At 67.1% G+C, this 14,510-nt stretch carries 10 protein-coding genes and 2 pseudogenes; 9 read left to right on the top strand and 3 right to left on the bottom strand.

Annotation, left to right across the window (positions count from 1 at the left end):
* Positions 1-149 precede the first annotated feature (149 nt).
* The 7 genes and pseudogenes from ACZ418_RS29735 to ACZ418_RS29705 all read left to right on the top strand — a co-directional run.
* Positions 150-1,204: pseudogene (locus tag ACZ418_RS29735) on the top strand (P-type ATPase actuator domain-containing protein); the annotation flags it as partial.
* A gap of 489 nt (positions 1,205-1,693) precedes the next feature.
* Positions 1,694-3,652 (top strand): APC family permease, encoded by a 1,959-nt coding sequence (locus tag ACZ418_RS29730; protein ID WP_468368912.1) that lies wholly within the window; start codon positions 1,694-1,696, stop codon positions 3,650-3,652.
* Positions 3,653-3,764: 112 nt separating this feature from the next.
* On the top strand, positions 3,765-4,283 hold the full coding sequence (locus tag ACZ418_RS29725) for a hypothetical protein (RefSeq protein WP_468368909.1): 519 nt from the start codon (positions 3,765-3,767) through the stop codon (positions 4,281-4,283).
* A 24-nt stretch (positions 4,284-4,307) separates the two neighbouring features.
* A pseudogene (locus ACZ418_RS29720) lies at positions 4,308-4,700 on the top strand (KUP/HAK/KT family potassium transporter); the annotation flags it as partial.
* A gap of 1,007 nt (positions 4,701-5,707) precedes the next feature.
* A complete protein-coding gene (locus ACZ418_RS29715) occupies positions 5,708-6,262 on the top strand; it encodes a hypothetical protein (protein WP_345576786.1) in 555 nt (184 codons plus the stop codon).
* Positions 6,263-6,317: 55 nt separating this feature from the next.
* Positions 6,318-7,265, top strand: a complete 948-nt coding sequence (locus tag ACZ418_RS29710; RefSeq protein ID WP_345576788.1) for a hypothetical protein — start codon at positions 6,318-6,320, stop codon at positions 7,263-7,265.
* 91 nt (positions 7,266-7,356) lie between these two features.
* Positions 7,357-8,304, top strand: a complete 948-nt coding sequence (locus tag ACZ418_RS29705) for a hypothetical protein (protein WP_345576790.1) — start codon at positions 7,357-7,359, stop codon at positions 8,302-8,304.
* 108 nt (positions 8,305-8,412) lie between these two features.
* Here ACZ418_RS29705 and ACZ418_RS29700 read toward each other — a convergent pair whose 3' ends face one another.
* Positions 8,413-8,583 carry a hypothetical protein gene (locus ACZ418_RS29700; RefSeq protein WP_345576792.1) on the bottom strand — a complete coding sequence of 57 codons (171 nt, stop codon included), beginning with the start codon at positions 8,581-8,583 and terminating at the stop codon, positions 8,413-8,415.
* A 27-nt stretch (positions 8,584-8,610) separates the two neighbouring features.
* Here ACZ418_RS29700 and ACZ418_RS29695 point away from each other — a divergent pair, with 27 nt between their 5' ends.
* Positions 8,611-11,865, top strand: a complete 3,255-nt coding sequence (locus tag ACZ418_RS29695; protein WP_468368906.1) for a type I restriction-modification system subunit M — start codon at positions 8,611-8,613, stop codon at positions 11,863-11,865.
* Positions 11,866-12,159: 294 nt separating this feature from the next.
* Here the strand turns inward: ACZ418_RS29695 and ACZ418_RS29690 are convergent, their stop codons facing one another.
* On the bottom strand, positions 12,160-12,612 hold the full coding sequence (locus ACZ418_RS29690) for a hypothetical protein (RefSeq protein WP_345576795.1): 453 nt from the start codon (positions 12,610-12,612) through the stop codon (positions 12,160-12,162).
* 78 nt (positions 12,613-12,690) lie between these two features.
* Here ACZ418_RS29690 and ACZ418_RS29685 point away from each other — a divergent pair, with 78 nt between their 5' ends.
* Positions 12,691-13,815 carry a DUF4062 domain-containing protein gene (locus tag ACZ418_RS29685; RefSeq protein WP_468368903.1) on the top strand — a complete coding sequence of 375 codons (1,125 nt, stop codon included), beginning with the start codon at positions 12,691-12,693 and terminating at the stop codon, positions 13,813-13,815.
* A 65-nt stretch (positions 13,816-13,880) separates the two neighbouring features.
* Here ACZ418_RS29685 and ACZ418_RS29680 read toward each other — a convergent pair whose 3' ends face one another.
* Positions 13,881-14,246, bottom strand: coding sequence for an HhH-GDP family DNA glycosylase (locus ACZ418_RS29680; RefSeq protein ID WP_345576799.1), 366 nt, complete (start codon positions 14,244-14,246; stop codon positions 13,881-13,883).
* Between the last annotated feature and the right edge of the window lie 264 nt (positions 14,247-14,510).

Here is a 14,510-nt window from a genome sequence, read left to right as displayed (position 1 = left end):
TGTGTTCCAAGGGAGACACTCCCCCGCGGAGACCTTCTCTCCTCCCCCCCCTCCCTTTCATCTGTCCCCCTCCCTCCCCTCCCCCCCCCCCCCCCCCCCCCGGGACCGCCCGCCTCTGTCCGATTCCCCGACAAGACACGAAGGTGTCCATGCTTCCCGCTGCCCCCGAGCAGACTCCCCCGTCCCGTCCCGAGCGCGCGGCCCGGCCCGGACCCGAGAGACGGCGCAGACGCCGCGCACCGAGCGGGCTGTTCGAACCCGTCCAGCTTGTCCGCTCGTTCCCCGAGGCACTGCGCAAACTGCACCCGCGCACCCTGGTCCGGAACCCGGTCCTGTTCGTGGTGTCCGTCGGGACGGTCCTGACCACGCTGTCGGCGCTGCTGCATCCCGCCGTCTTCACCTGGGTCATCAGCCTGTGGCTGTGGCTGACGGTGGTCTTCGCCAACCTCGCCGAGGCGGTCGCCGAGGGCCGCGGCAAGGCACAGGCCGAGTCGCTGCGCAGGGCGCGTACGGACACGGTGGCGCTGCGGCCGGAGCACTGGAGCTACGGCACGAATCCCGCCGCCGCCCGCACGGAGGCCGTCGCCGCCACCGAACTGAAGCGGCTGGACGTCGTGGTGGTCGAGGCGGGCGAGATGATCCCCGCCGACGGTGACGTGATCGACGGGGTCGCCGCCGTCGACGAGTCCGCGGTGACCGGTGAGTCCGCGCCGGTGATCCGGGAGTCGGGCGGGGACCGCAGCGGGGTCACGGGCGGCACCACGGTCCTGTCCGACCGGATCGTCGTACGAGTCAGCGCTCGCCCCGGGCACAGCTTCCTGGACCGGATGATCGCACTGGTCGAAGGAGCCTCCCGGCAGAAGACCCCGAACGAGATAGCGCTGAACATCCTGCTCGCCTCCCTCACGATCATCTTCGTCCTGGTCGTGGTCGCCTTGCAGCCGATGGGCGAGTACGCGGGCGCCGCCCAGTCCACGACCGTGCTGGTCGCACTCCTCGTCACGCTCATCCCGACGACGATCGGCGCCGCAACCGGGAAGCCGCCGCCTTCGTACCCCTGCCCGGGATCGACGAGCGGCAGCTCGCCGACGCGGCCCAGCTGTCGTCGCTGGCCGACGAGACACTGGAGGGCCGCTCCGTCGTCGTCCTCGCCAAGAACCGGTACGGCCTGCGGGCCCCCGCGGAGGGCGAGTTGGCGAAATCACCGCCCGCGGCCACACACCCAGCTGGAACTGCTCCCTACACAACCGCGCCAGCCGCCTCCTGGCCTGGAACGCCGGTTTCCGCCTCGTCCGCGAGTACGTCCAATACGCGGCGGGGAGCCCGGTGTCACACCATCGACTCAGTGCCTAGCGATCACCCGGAAAAGAGGAGACTCCTGTGCCCAGGAAGCCCCCGCTCCTCACCCTGCCGATCCTCGAAGGCCGTCTCGGCAACGAGTACGACGACGGACGCGAGCAGCCTTCGGGTCCGCATCACCTGGCTGCCGGGCGGCAGGGAAACGTCGTACGACATGACGCTGGGTGTCCGGCCCTGAAGGCGCAGCACGCGACGCGCTCGGCCTTAACGCGGTCTTGACGCGTTAAGCGGACATCCATGTGGGCCCATGCGTCACTCCTTGCATACGCTGGTGCCGCCGTCCGTGTGATGGCCGGAACCCCACGCTGAGCCGCACATCAGGAGAGCAACGTCCATGGCCACCACCGAACACCCTCCGCATACCGGCCGACTGCGCGCCTGGATGCTGGAGGGCCTGTCCGACATGGGCAAGCACGGCGGCCACACCGGCCCGCACGCCGAGCCCGAGCCCCCGCACCAGGGTCAGCGCTGGTACCGGGTGATGTGCCTGACCGGTGTCGACTACTTCTCCACCCTCGGCTACCAGCCGGGCATCGCGGCACTGGCGGCCGGTCTGCTCTCCCCGATCGCCACCCTGGTCCTCGTGGTCGTCACTCTCGCCGGCGCCCTGCCCGTCTATCGCAGAGTGGCGGAGGAGAGCCCGCACGGCGAGGGTTCCATCGCCATGCTGGAGCGGCTGCTGTCCTTCTGGAAGGGCAAGCTGTTCGTGCTCACGCTGCTGGGCTTCGCCGCCACCGACTTCCTGATCACCATCACCCTGTCGGCCGCCGACGCCTCCACCCACCTGATCGAGAACCCGCACCTGACGAACGTGCTGCACGGCCAGCAGATGCTGATCACGCTGCTGCTGGTGGCTCTGCTGGGTGCGGTGTTCCTCAAGGGCTTCTTGGAGGCGATCGGCGTCGCGGTCGCCCTGGTGGTGGTCTATCTCGCCCTGAACGCCGTGGTCGTGGTGGTCGGGCTGTGGCACGTGCTGACCGCCGGGCATGTGGTCACCGACTGGACCGGCGCCCTGACCACCCAGCACGGCAACGTCTTCGCCATGATCGGCGTGTCCCTGCTGGTCTTCCCCAAGCTCGCCCTCGGTCTGTCCGGCTTCGAGACCGGCGTCGCCGTCATGCCGCACGTCCAGGGCGACCCGGACGACACCGAGGAGAAGCCGACCGGCCGGATCCGGGACACCAAGAAGCTGCTCACGGCCGCCGCGCTGATCATGAGCGTGTTCCTCATCGCCACTGCCTTCATCACCACGGTGCTGATCCCGGCGAACGAGTTCAAGACGGGCGGCCAGGCCAACGGCCGAGCCCTCGCCTATCTCGCCCACGAGTACCTGGGCAACGCCTTCGGCACGGTCTACGACCTCTCGACGATCGCCATCCTGTGGTTCGCCGGCGCCTCCGCGATGGCCGGCCTGCTCAACCTGATGCCGCGCTATCTGCCGCGCTACGGCATGGCCCCGCACTGGGCGCGGGCGGTCCGCCCGATGGTGATCGTCTTCACCCTGGTCGCCTTCCTGGTGACCTGGATCTTCGACGCCGACGTCGACGCGCAGGGCGGCGCCTACGCCACCGGTGTGCTGGTCCTGATGTCCTCCGCGGCGATCGCGGTGACGATCGCCGCCCGCAGGGCCGCCCAGCGCGGCTGGACCATCGGCTTCGCGGTCGTCTCGGCCGTCCTGCTCTACGTCACCGTCGCCAATGTCATCGAGCGCCCGGACGGTGTGAAGATCGGTGCCTGTTTCATCGTCGGCATCATCCTCATCTCCCTGGCTTCCCGGCTGGCCCGCGCCTTCGAGCTGCGCGTCACGCACGTCGAACTGGACGACATGGCGGAACGATTCATCCGTGACATGTCCAGCCGCAAGATCCGGTTCATCGCCAACGAGCCCGGAGTGCGGGACAAGGCCGAGTACCGCGACAAGGTCGAGCAGATCCGCGCCGACAACGACATGCCGGAGCAGGAGGACTTCGTCTTCGTCGAGGTCACGGTCACCGACCCGTCCGAGTTCGAGGCCGGCCTCACCGTACGTGGCGAGGTCCTGCACAACCGCTACCGCGTGCTGACGGTGGAGTCCTCCTCCATCCCCAACGCCCTCGCCGCGCTCCTCCTCCACGTCCGGGACATGACGGGCTGCACCCCGCACATCTACTTCGAGTGGACCGAGGGCAACCCCTTCGCCAACTTCCTCCGCTTCTTCCTCTTCGGCCAGGGCGAGGTCGCCCCGGTCACGCGCGAGGTCCTGCGCGAGGCGGAACCGAACCGGGCCAGGCGCCCTCGCGTCCACACTGGTTGAGGACCGGCTCCGGTGAGGGGCGTCAGGATTCCGTCAAGATTCGCCGGTACGGCGCTAGGACCGCGTAAGCAGCGGTCGCCGTCCCGCGTACAGCCGCTTTAGCGTCGGCGTCATGCGACGGAGCGGACCGCCAGGCTCGGCCGGCGACCGCCACTGGCGTGGCAGCGCCCGGCTCGCGGCGAGCTGCGCCCTGCTGTTCTGCGCCCTGTGCCTCCTGGTCGACTGGGACGCGGGAAGCCTGACGCCTCTGCGCGCCCTGCTCTGGGTCACCCTGTCGGCCGGGGTGTGCGCCGTCCTGCTCCCCCAGCGGGTCAGCGCGGGCCCCGGCTGGCTCGCGGTCCGCACCCCCTGGCGCCGGCACCTGGTCCGCACGGACGCGCTGACCTCCGTACGGCAGTACGACGGCGTCTCCTCCCACCTGGTCCTGCGGGACATCCACGGCCACCGCCTGGAACTCGACCCCCGCGTCCTCACCGCCAACCCCCTGCTCTGGCACGAACTCGACACGGGCGTCCGCCGCTCCCTGGAACGCGGCACCTTGCGTCAGGGAACCGACGTTCTGGAACGGCTGGGCCACCTCATCGACGACGAGGCGCTGCGGGCGGTTCTCCGGGCCTCGGGACTCTCCTGATCTCAGCGGGCCAACGTCGAGCACAACCACGTGCGCCACGACCAGGTCGTGATCCTCTCCCTGGCGACCGAACCCGTGCCCCGAGTCCCGGCCGACCAGCGGATCGTCGTCGACGACCTCGGCTACGCCGACGACGGGATCATCCATGTCACCGCACGGTTCGGCTACATGGAGACACCGGACGTGCCCGGCACCCTCGCCATGCTCGACCCGGCCCAGACCGAAGGGCCGCTGCACCTCGACCAGGCGTCCTACTTCCTGTCGAAGATCGAGCTGCGGCGCGGAAAGACACCGACGATGGCGCCCTGGCGCAAGCGCCTGTTCATCGCCACCTCCTACATCACGGCCGACGCCGCCGAGTACTTCGGCCTTCCCCGCGACCGCACCGTCATCATGGGCTCACACATCGAGGTGTAGACGCGTCCAGCCGCTGACCGCCCGGCGCAGCGGGCCTGAGGTGCACTACGCACGAGCTCCTTCGGTTCCGGGGTCGTCGCTGCCCGCTCCAGGTTGCCGTCGCCACCCGCCAGGGCGAGCCACACCGAGTGGTGGCGCAGGAGGAGGGCGGTGGTCAGTGCGAACGCCAGCACCACTGAGCCGCGCTTGGCTCCGAGTCGCCCACCTGCGAAACCAGAAGAAAGCGCGGGTCAGATCCCCTTTGCAGCAGGCTCGAGAATCGCCACGCACTCCACATGATGCGTCATCGGAAAGGGATCGACCTGGACGGGTCACGAAAAAGCCCAGGTCAGAGGCAGTCTATCCCCCCGCTGTCCCGCGTACGGGAACTCGGAGCGTCAAACGAGCGTCACGCCAGAAAGTTTCTACTCGCGCTTCGGGACAGGCCGCCCGCGCCCGAACGCGCCAGCTGCGGCGGACGAGAGGGAACGGGTGGAATTCAGCGAGCAGTGCTTCATCAGGTCTGGCGTTTATGTCTGGTGCGGAGCACGTTGCAGATATGAGGTCTCGACAGGTGGAGCGGCTTCACTGAGAGAGAATGACGGCTGACGTCCCGTCGGCTGATCGACGGTTGCCGAGGAACGACCGACGACAGTGGCGACGCCAACGGAGACGCCCAGCTCGTGCCCGAGCTCACCGAGCCGGCCAGCTCTCCCGAGGTTTGCCCCCCACCCCCGGCCCTGGGGAGTTCCTGGGTGTGGTTCGCCCTGGGGCCGGGTCTTTAAAATCCATCGCCCTGTACTACAGGCGGCGGTACGGTCCTCGGCATGGCTCGTACCTGTGTCTTCTGTGGCGCCACTCCGCTGACGAAGGAGCACACACTCCCCAGGTGGCTCAAGTCTGCGTTGCCGCCCGGCGGCTCTCAGGCCCTCCACATCAGAGAGACAGAATCAACCCGGGTCCAACACGTCGCCTCGGCTCTCGACGCCACAGTCAAGATCGTTTGTGCATCCTGCAACAACGGATGGATGAACAGACTCGAAAACGAGGTGCGTCCGTTCCTGCCCGACTTGATCAACGGACGAGCGGTCACGCTGACCCCAGAGGACCAGAGGGCGCTGGCCTCTTGGTCCCTAAAGACCATGTTCATGTTCTCAGGCCAGAACAAGCATCCCAGGTTGGAGATGCTGCCACTGAAGGACTGTGCCGCCTTCTATCACGATCGTGAGCCTAGTCGCTTCATGATCGCCAGAATCGGTGCCATGGAGCCCTGGGAGAACGACGAGGGTTCAGCCATGGTGGAATTCGTTTGCCCTCAGTACAGCGGGCCAGACCCTACCGCGAACCCGACGTATATCTCGACACTGAGGATCGGCTGGTTGTTGATTCAGCTGGTCCGGGCCGGGTCCCTCAGTGACGATCAGGTTCTCGCGCCCTTCGACCCTCATCCCATGTTCCATCCGCTGTGGCCTGTCGGCGCCACGCTGACGTGGCCACCGCTGAAGCCGCTGCCAGCAGCCCAAATGGCGGCCATCGCCTGCCCGCCCACTCTGCCGATTCAGGTGGGGCAGCCGTCAGCTTAGATGGACCGCACGTAACCCGTCGCGGGTGTGGCACAGGTGCCGCTACCGTCCCGACATGGACGATTCGCTCTCGTCTGAGAGCTTTTACCAGGGCGCCAAGAAGGCCGCCCACAAGGCCATGGACGACCATGGCCGCCCGGAGTACGACGAGTTCGCGCTCCACGCCGGTGTCGCGGTCGAGAAGCTCGCCAAGGCGGCCCTCGCCGCGAAGAATCCGGTCTACGTCGCGGAGATCCGTAATAACAGTGCGGACATGGTCATGCATCTCGGCGGACATGTTCAGTTGGACGAGGAGAAAGTCCGCACTGTCGGGGCCACGGAGGCCATCAGGCGACTCCGAAAGATCGGTGTGCTCAAGGCCGATACCGATCTCGACTTGCTGATCGAGATACGCAACGGCGCAGCCCATGCTGCATCGGACAGCACCCTGGCCAAGGGGATGATCACTCCACTCGCCCGGACGATCGAGACGCTGCTTGACGAGCTCAGCAAGCCGCTGGTCGAGTTCTGGGAACGGTGGACGGACCCGGTCAAGAACGCTGTGAACGAGCAGGAGGACCAGGTCTTCCGCGAGGTTCAGCTCCGGATGGTCCAGGCCCGGCACGCGTTCGAGGACCGGTTCGTGGGTCTCCCGGCGGAGGTAAAGGAAGGCGCTCTCAAGGCACCCCAGCCCCGCAAGGAGGAGTGGTTCGCCAAGCCGATGGAGGTCAGGGACGGAGACCTGCTCGTCCTGAAGACCTCGGGCGGCAACTGCCCGGCCTGTGGCGGTCAGGGCCTCCTCACCTTCGAGCCGATTGGCCATACGGCCACGGAGACGACGTTCACCGCGAATGGTTTCGGCTGCTACCTGTGCAACTTCGAGGTGCACGGTCCGGACGAGATGGCCGCCCTGCGGAAGGTCAACACCCCCGGACTGACCACCACGGTGTCCGTATCCCACGGTCCCACCCTCACCCCGGAGGAACAGGCACGCCTCGTGATCGGCGAGACCAGGACAGGCTGATCGTCACGTCGAAGGCCCCGGCTCCCAGAGTCGGGGCCGCGTCTTCTTAAATTCCATCGCCCTGTACTACAGGGGTGGATACCGTCCCTTCATGGACGATTCGCTCTCGTTCGAGAGCTTCTGCGAGGGTGCCAAGAAGGCCGCGCACCGGGCCATGGAGGACCACGGGCGCGAGGAGTACGACGAGTTCGCGCTGCACGCCGGTGTGGCCGTGGAGCGCCTCGCCAAGGCCGTCTTGGTTTCGAAGAATCCGGTCTACATCGTGGAGATCAGGGGCAACGCCAGCGTGGACATGCTGTTCCACATGGGCGGTCACCGAAAGGCGAAGAAAGTCCGCACGATTGGGGCGTCAGAGGCGATATCTCGTCTACGAACGCTGGAGGTCCTGGCTCTGGACAAGGAGCTGGACATGCTGATCGATGTGCGGAATGGCGTTGCCCACACGGGGAGCGAAGAGGACGCCAAGGACTTCCTGCCGATCCTCGCCAAGACCGTCGAAACGCTGCTCGGGGACCTCGGAGGCCCGCTGGACGCCTTCTGGGGCCGGTGGACGACCGCTGCCCGCATGGCCGTGGACAACAAGCGCGGCGAGATCTATCGGAACGTGCAGGTCAGAATCAGGCAGGCGAAACACCGGTATGACGATCGGTTCTCGGACCTTCCTGAACATCTTCAGGACCGTCTTGCAGTCGAGCAGTTGGAGCTGGGCGGCTTCGGGGTGCGCTTCGCGGAGAACGGCGTTGAGATCGCGATCCGCGAGCCGTGTCCAGCTTGTAGGAGCGCAGCCCACGTTCTCTCAGTGAACCAGGGCACGGAGGAGACCCCCCACTTCACGGTCATTGCCCTGCGTTGCCCCATGTGCTATTTGAAGCTGGCCACTCGGGATGAGCTTGAAGCCTCTGGGGTCGACGTCAAGCATGCTGATGATTTGGCCGCGTTCCAGGTCTCAACGTTTTTCGATGGTGCAGTGCCCTCAGAGAAGACCTTCCGCATGAAGATTGAGCAGTTCCTGGGCACCGAAACTGTCGATCTGGATTGATCTTCTCCCCCGAAGCCCCGGTCCCCAGGCCGGGGCCTTTCGCATGCCCAGACCCACGCCGGATCTTCCTGCGCACACCCACGCAAGGAGCTCCCCTAGACCCCTGACCTAATCGCGCTCCTGGCCGCAGCCGAAGAGGCGAGCGGCGGACCCGATGTCGGCACGATCCTCGGCAGCCTCGTCCAGTACGGCATGGTCGGCGTGTTCGCCCTCCTGCTCGTCCTCGGCGTCGTCGTTCGTGGGCCGACCCGGCCACCGCCATGGGATGATCAGTCCCATGGAGGGCACCGGCCTGCGGAGGACAGCATGAGTGACGGCACCGGGCATCTGTCCAAGCTCGTCTGGTCGGTGGCCGACCTACTGCGCGGCGACTTCAAGTCTTCCGAGTACGGGCGGGTGATCCTGCCATTCACGGTGCTGCGCCGGCTGGACTGCCTGCTGGCCCCGAGCCGGCAGGCGGTGCTCGACGAGGCCGAGCGCACCGACGGTGAGCAGGAGCGTGAGCAGCGCCTGACGGCCGCCTCGGGTTGGCCCTTCTACAACTCCAGCCGGTTCTCCATGGAGAGCGTGCTCAGCGAGCCGGATCACGCCGACCGGTTACTCCTGGCCCATGTCGACGGGTACTCCCGGAACGTCAGGGAACTGCTGGACGGCTTCGAGTTCGAGCGGACCGTCAACCGCCTGCACCAGGCCCGACTCCTGTACCGCGTCGTCGCGCAGTTCGTCTCGATCGACCTGGGGCAGATGATCACCGACGACCACATGGAGAGCCTCTTCGAGGAGCTCGTCAGGCGGTTCGCGGAGAGCGGCAACGAGGCGAGCGGGGAGCACTACACCCCCCGAGACGTCGCCCACCTGATGGCCGGCTTCCTCGTCTCCGCCGACTCGGACCTCCTGACATCGCCGCATGCCGTCCGCACCATCCTGGATCCGACCTGCGGGACGGCCGGCCTGCTGACCGAGGCTGCCTCGTACATCGCGTTGATGAACCCCCAGGCGGACGTCACGCTGTACGGCCAGGAGATCAACCGGGAGTCATGGGCGATCTCCCGTGCCACCATGATGACCAGTGGTCGCCGGGCCTCGACGATCGCCTTCGGGAACGTCTTCGCCGAGGACGGGCACCAGGGAACCGCCTTCGACTACCTCGTCGCCAATCCGCCGTTCGGCGTCGACTGGAAGAAGAGCGAGTACGCGGTCCGGTCGGAGCACGAGCAGCTCGGTTTCGCGGGCCGCTTCGGAGCCGGTCTTCCCCGGATCAACGACGGCTCACTGCTCTTCCTCCAGCACATGCTGGCGAAGATGAAGCCGGTGAGCGCCTCGGGCGAGGGCGGCAGCCGAATCGCGGTCATCTTCAACGGCTCCCCGATGTACGTCGGAGGTGCGGGGTCCGGCGAATCGGACATCCGGCGGTGGATCGTGGAGAACGACTGGCTCGAGGCCGTGGTCGCGCTGCCCGACCACCTCTTCTACAACACCGGCATCAGCACCTACCTGTGGGTCCTCAGCAACCGCAAGCCGGCACAGCGCAGGGGCCAGGTGCTGCTGCTGAACGCTCAGGACCAGTGGCAGCGGATGCGCCGCTCCATCGGCTCTAAGCGCAAATACATCACGTCGGATCAGATCGCCGAGATCACCGGGCTCTACCTGGAAACCATATCCGCCGACCCCGCCCAGCAGCCGGACGACCGGGTCCGCGTCGTCTCCACCCACGAACTGATGTACCAGCGCGTCACGATCGATCAACCGCTGCGGCTCAGGTACGAGCTGTCCGAGGAGGTCCTGACTCGGCTCGCCGAATCGCGCGTGATCCAGAAGACCCATGATCCCGCTGCCCTGGTGGCCGCCCTGCGTCCGCTGGTCGGCTCGACGTGGACGAGGGGCCAGGAGGCCGTCACAGCGCTACGCCGGGCGGTCACCTCGGTCGGCGTGAGCTGGCCGCGCGGGAAGGTCTTCGAGGCGGCGGTCCGCAAGGCCGTCGGCGTACGCGATGGCGACGGAGAGCCGCAGCGGATCGGCGAGGCGTACGAGCCGGATCCCGAGCTGCGCGAGTTCGTCCACCTGCCGCTGCAGGTGGATCCGATGGACTACCTCCGACGCGAAGTGCACCCGACCGCTCCGGATGCCTGGATCGACGACAGCAGGACGCGGGTGGGTTGCGAGATCCCATCCGCGCTCTTCTACCGGCCGGAACTGGACGGCGAGTTCGAACTGCTGCGTAACCTGGCCAGGTTGGAGACCACGCGGGTCCACCCGCCGCAGCGCGGCGAGGAGCAGGAGGACGGCGCCGACCGGCCCAAGCACCTGCGCGCCCAGGACCTCCACGAGGCGGACTCGGCCGTTGAGCTCCCGGACGCGCCGGAGGATGGGGGGGCGCTGACCCTGTGCTCGGGCGGCATGCTCGTCGGACGGCCGGGGAACTGGCGCCTGCTGCCGCAGGGCTTCGGCGAGGCGGCGACCTCGCTCTTCGTGCTGCAGCCGCTCCGAGGCAGCGGCCAGGCGCTCTGCGAGTGGTTAAACTCCCGCAAGGACAACGGTCAGTACCCCAGCGCTCGTGATCTGCTGGACACGCACGTCCCCGTCGACCTGGTGACCGACAGCGAGGTGGAGAGCCTCCTGGAGACAGTGCAGGAGGGGCGGCGCGCACTGCGGACCACGATGTCGGGAATCTTGCCCAACGTCTTCGGCAGCGGCGAACGGGACGTCCAGGGGGTTCGGAACGAGATCAGGGCCGCCGCCCACGAGGCCGGCCTGATCGGCGAACTCGTGCGCCCGCTGGACGACCCAATCTCGCGCGCCGAGTGGAGCTTTCCGTACCACGCCGCCGCGCTGTCCCGTCGGTACCGGGTCAGCACACACCCGGCGGAGCGGAAGGACGGACTGCTCAAGCTGGGCGAGGGCCTGGCCCGGGTGCTAGGTGTGCTGGCGCTCACCGAGCTCGCCGCATCGAACGGCTTCTCCCTGAACCTGCGCAAGCAATACCGGACCGGCGCCACCTTCGGCACCTGGCTCTGGATCCTCGATCGGCTGGAGGCCGAGGGAATCGAGCCCCGCATCCAACAGCTCGCCACCGTGCGCGACCGGGGAAACGCACGCGCGCTACTGGGCCACATCAAGGATTTCAGGAACACCTCGCACCACGCGCACGGCGTCCGCGCCAGCCATCAGCTGGCGGAGGACGTCGAGCGGCTGGAACCGCACATCGTGCGGGCGATCAGTGCGGTCAGCTGGCTCTCTGGGACGCACTGGGACTGGGTGGAGCGGTGCGAGTACCTCGACGAGGGCTCGTACCGGATAGTCGGGCTCCGGCTGAGGGGCAGCCATCCGAGCTGGGAACCGTTCGAGCGGTCGAGCACCCAGCCACTTCGGCCCGATCGCATCTACGTGGACAGTGCCCCTTACGGGGCTCCGGTCGACCTCTGGCCGTTCGCTGTCGTCAGGCTGTGCGAGGAGTGTCGGACCCGGGAGCTCTTCCTGCTCAATGAGGCCCGGGGCGACCAGCTGACGCTCCGCAGCCTGGAGGAGCATTCGCTGGAGATCACGTACGGCCCGCCCGAGTAGCGGCAGGGCCAGGCTGAGCGACCTGGCGCGGCTGCGCCGGGTGCGGGACCGGCTCTAGGCGACGCCCACCTCCGGCCGATCCGGTTTCACGAATTCTGCCATTCCACGGCGACGCTGCTCCGGGAACAGGGCGCTCCTAACTCGTCGTCAACAAGAAACTCCGACAACCTGGCGGTGCCGCGAAGGAGCGGGGGGACCACAGGATCCAGGCAGGTAGCGTGACAGCCTCTGCTCAGGCGGCAATTGACCGCACCAGATCGCCGCACGTGTGTTGTGCTCCTTCTCCCTGAGTCGTCAGGCGACAATCACACAGACGAGAAGGAGGGAGAGCCCGTACAGGGCTATAGCAAGGTGCAGCCCTACCCACAGGCGGTGAAGCCGGATGCGGTGCAGCCGGGGAAACTCGCGGTAGTGTGCCGCGCGTGCTCGGGCGAGCCCTTCATCGGACCCCAGCACGCCCCGGTCCGCGAGGTCTCGGGTCAACGCCCGTGCCTGGGTGAGGTGGTAGGAGGCCCGCTCGTAGTACTTGGCCACCGCCACAGCCCCGTAGACTCCAGTCGCCGCGACGAAGAGGCACAAAGGCATGACGTTCAGCGTGAACTTCTGCTGGACGATCAGACCGCTCAGGGCAGCCGTGACGATGAGCAGGAGGTTCGTCAATGTGGAGCGCTGGGTCTCACACTGCCGCAGTTGCTCGCGGTGCTCCTTCCAATATGCGCGTATCGCCTCTTCCGACGTCTCGGCCATCAAACCCCCAGTTGAATGCCGGCACCAGCCACCCGGTTCGCCTCACAGCAGAACCCTCAGCAGTGGAGACACCGTAGCGTGAGGATCTTCATCAGCAGTGCCCGCAAGGGTCTGGAGGAGGAGCGTGACGCCCTTGACGGGCTGGTCCGCGCTCTCGGTCACACCCCGGTCCGGTTCGAGGACTTCTCAGCTCAGACCACGCCGAGCCGGGAAGCCTGCCTGAAAGCTCTGTCGACCGCCGACGCGTGCCTCTTCCTCCTAGGCCCGAACTACGGCCACGTGTTCCCCGAGACAGGGAAGTCAGCAACCCATGACGAGTGGGTAGCAGCCCAGCAAGCAGGTATGCCCCGCCTCGTCTATCGCAAGCTGGACGTGACCTTCGAGCCCAGCCAGCACGAGTTCGTACGCGTAGTGGAGGCGTACGCCACCGGCGTATTCCGCGACAGCTTCCGCACGGCCGCGGACCTGCTCCCTAAGGTCGCCGGGAAGATCCGCGAGCTGGAGTCAGGCCCGTCCCCCCTGGCCTACGCCAAGCTGGCCCAGCCACCCACCCTGCAATGGACGCTCGAGGAGGGTACAGGCGGTCTGCAGACCGCCGGCGTGACCACCCTTTTGGAGTTGCACGTCCTACCGCTGGACTCTGCTGGTTACTCGGCAAGGGAGCTGGAGGCGCTCGGCCACTCGCTCCCGGGCCGTGTGCGCCTCACCGGTATGGTCGAGGACGATGTCCCTCTCAGCTCTTCCCGGTCGCAGGACCATATGGCCGTCTCCATCCCGGCCAGCCGCCCCCGTTCGTGGGAAACGCCCCGTCCGGGCCAGCTCGTGGAGGTCCGCCTGTACAAGACGGGCCAGCTCTCCACCCGGGCTCTGCTCCCCCAGGACAGTATGGGGCCGATCCTCGATCCCAATGACCTGCCCAAGCAGATCGCCGAACTGCTCAAGTTCGTCGGCGCGTTGAACATCATCAGGCAGGACCGCATCGTGGTGGCTGCTGGCGTGTCGGAGCCCGCCATGACCAGCATCGATACCTTCGACCCACGTCAGTCACGGCGCACAGCCAGTCTCGTCGGCTTCGGCAGGTCATTCGCCCTGCGTACCGAACCAGACGAGTCCGTCACCCTGGCGGCCCTGCAGACCGGAGCCGATGAAGTCGCCGAACATCTCGCGCGAGCACTGATCGCGCACCACCCCTCCGCTGCCTGAAGCCGTCTCGACACCAAACGGGCACGGCCGCCGCCTGCTCCGGTTTGACGTGGCGCGCTGGGTGGCTACGCGCCGTTCGACCTGTGCCGCCAAACGGCGTGTTCCAGTCCGGCCTTGTCGTGCCCGAGAAGCGCGGCGGCTTCCTCATACACAGCGCGCAACTGGTCGTATGGGAGGTCCGGAACGCCAGCATCCACGGCGAAGGCGCGCAGATGTACATCAACGGCCACATGCGAACGGCCAACGAGATTGCCGATGTAGTCGATGCTCTTCGGCCCCACCCCCTTCACCGTGCGCAGAGCGGCGCGATTGTCCTGATGATCGAGCCACGCGTGGAGGTCCTCGCGGGTATCGACCCCATGGGCAGCGAGGAGGTCGGTGATGGCGTGGGCCGTCGCGACCTTCTGGGCGTGGTTGAACTTCATGGCCACGGCAAGGTCCTCCGTGGCGAGCCGACGCTGGAAGCCGCCGACCGTTCTTGCATCAGGCCAACTCAACTGCAGATGGAGGAGCCGCTGTCGGAGAGTCCTCTCGTAGTTGCACCGGGGCTGGAAGCTGACGTCGCAGATGACAGCACCCATGTGGGTCCATCCGCCGGGCTGGGGAAACGGACCGCTGCCGAGTAGATGTTGAACGTGATCGGCGAGCCGTCGGGCAGGGCTGGATGTTGGCATGGGCCAATGATGGCGCTGCGG

It is taken from the genome of Streptomyces sp. NPDC030820, assembly GCF_055572075.1.
This window is presented reverse-complemented; position numbering and strand designations above follow the sequence as displayed.

Coding starts and splice junctions, on each gene's coding strand:
- ACZ418_RS29690 (WP_345576795.1), bottom strand. CDS start 12,612: ATGGCCGAGACGTCGGAAGAGGCGATACGCGCATATTGGAAGGAGCAC.
- ACZ418_RS29705 (WP_345576790.1), top strand. CDS start 7,357: ATGGACGATTCGCTCTCGTTCGAGAGCTTCTGCGAGGGTGCCAAGAAG.
- ACZ418_RS29730 (WP_468368912.1), top strand. CDS start 1,694: ATGGCCACCACCGAACACCCTCCGCATACCGGCCGACTGCGCGCCTGG.
- ACZ418_RS29715 (WP_345576786.1), top strand. CDS start 5,708: ATGAACAGACTCGAAAACGAGGTGCGTCCGTTCCTGCCCGACTTGATC.
- ACZ418_RS29695 (WP_468368906.1), top strand. CDS start 8,611: ATGAGTGACGGCACCGGGCATCTGTCCAAGCTCGTCTGGTCGGTGGCC.
- ACZ418_RS29725 (WP_468368909.1), top strand. CDS start 3,765: ATGCGACGGAGCGGACCGCCAGGCTCGGCCGGCGACCGCCACTGGCGT.
- ACZ418_RS29700 (WP_345576792.1), bottom strand. CDS start 8,583: ATGGGACTGATCATCCCATGGCGGTGGCCGGGTCGGCCCACGAACGAC.
- ACZ418_RS29710 (WP_345576788.1), top strand. CDS start 6,318: ATGGACGATTCGCTCTCGTCTGAGAGCTTTTACCAGGGCGCCAAGAAG.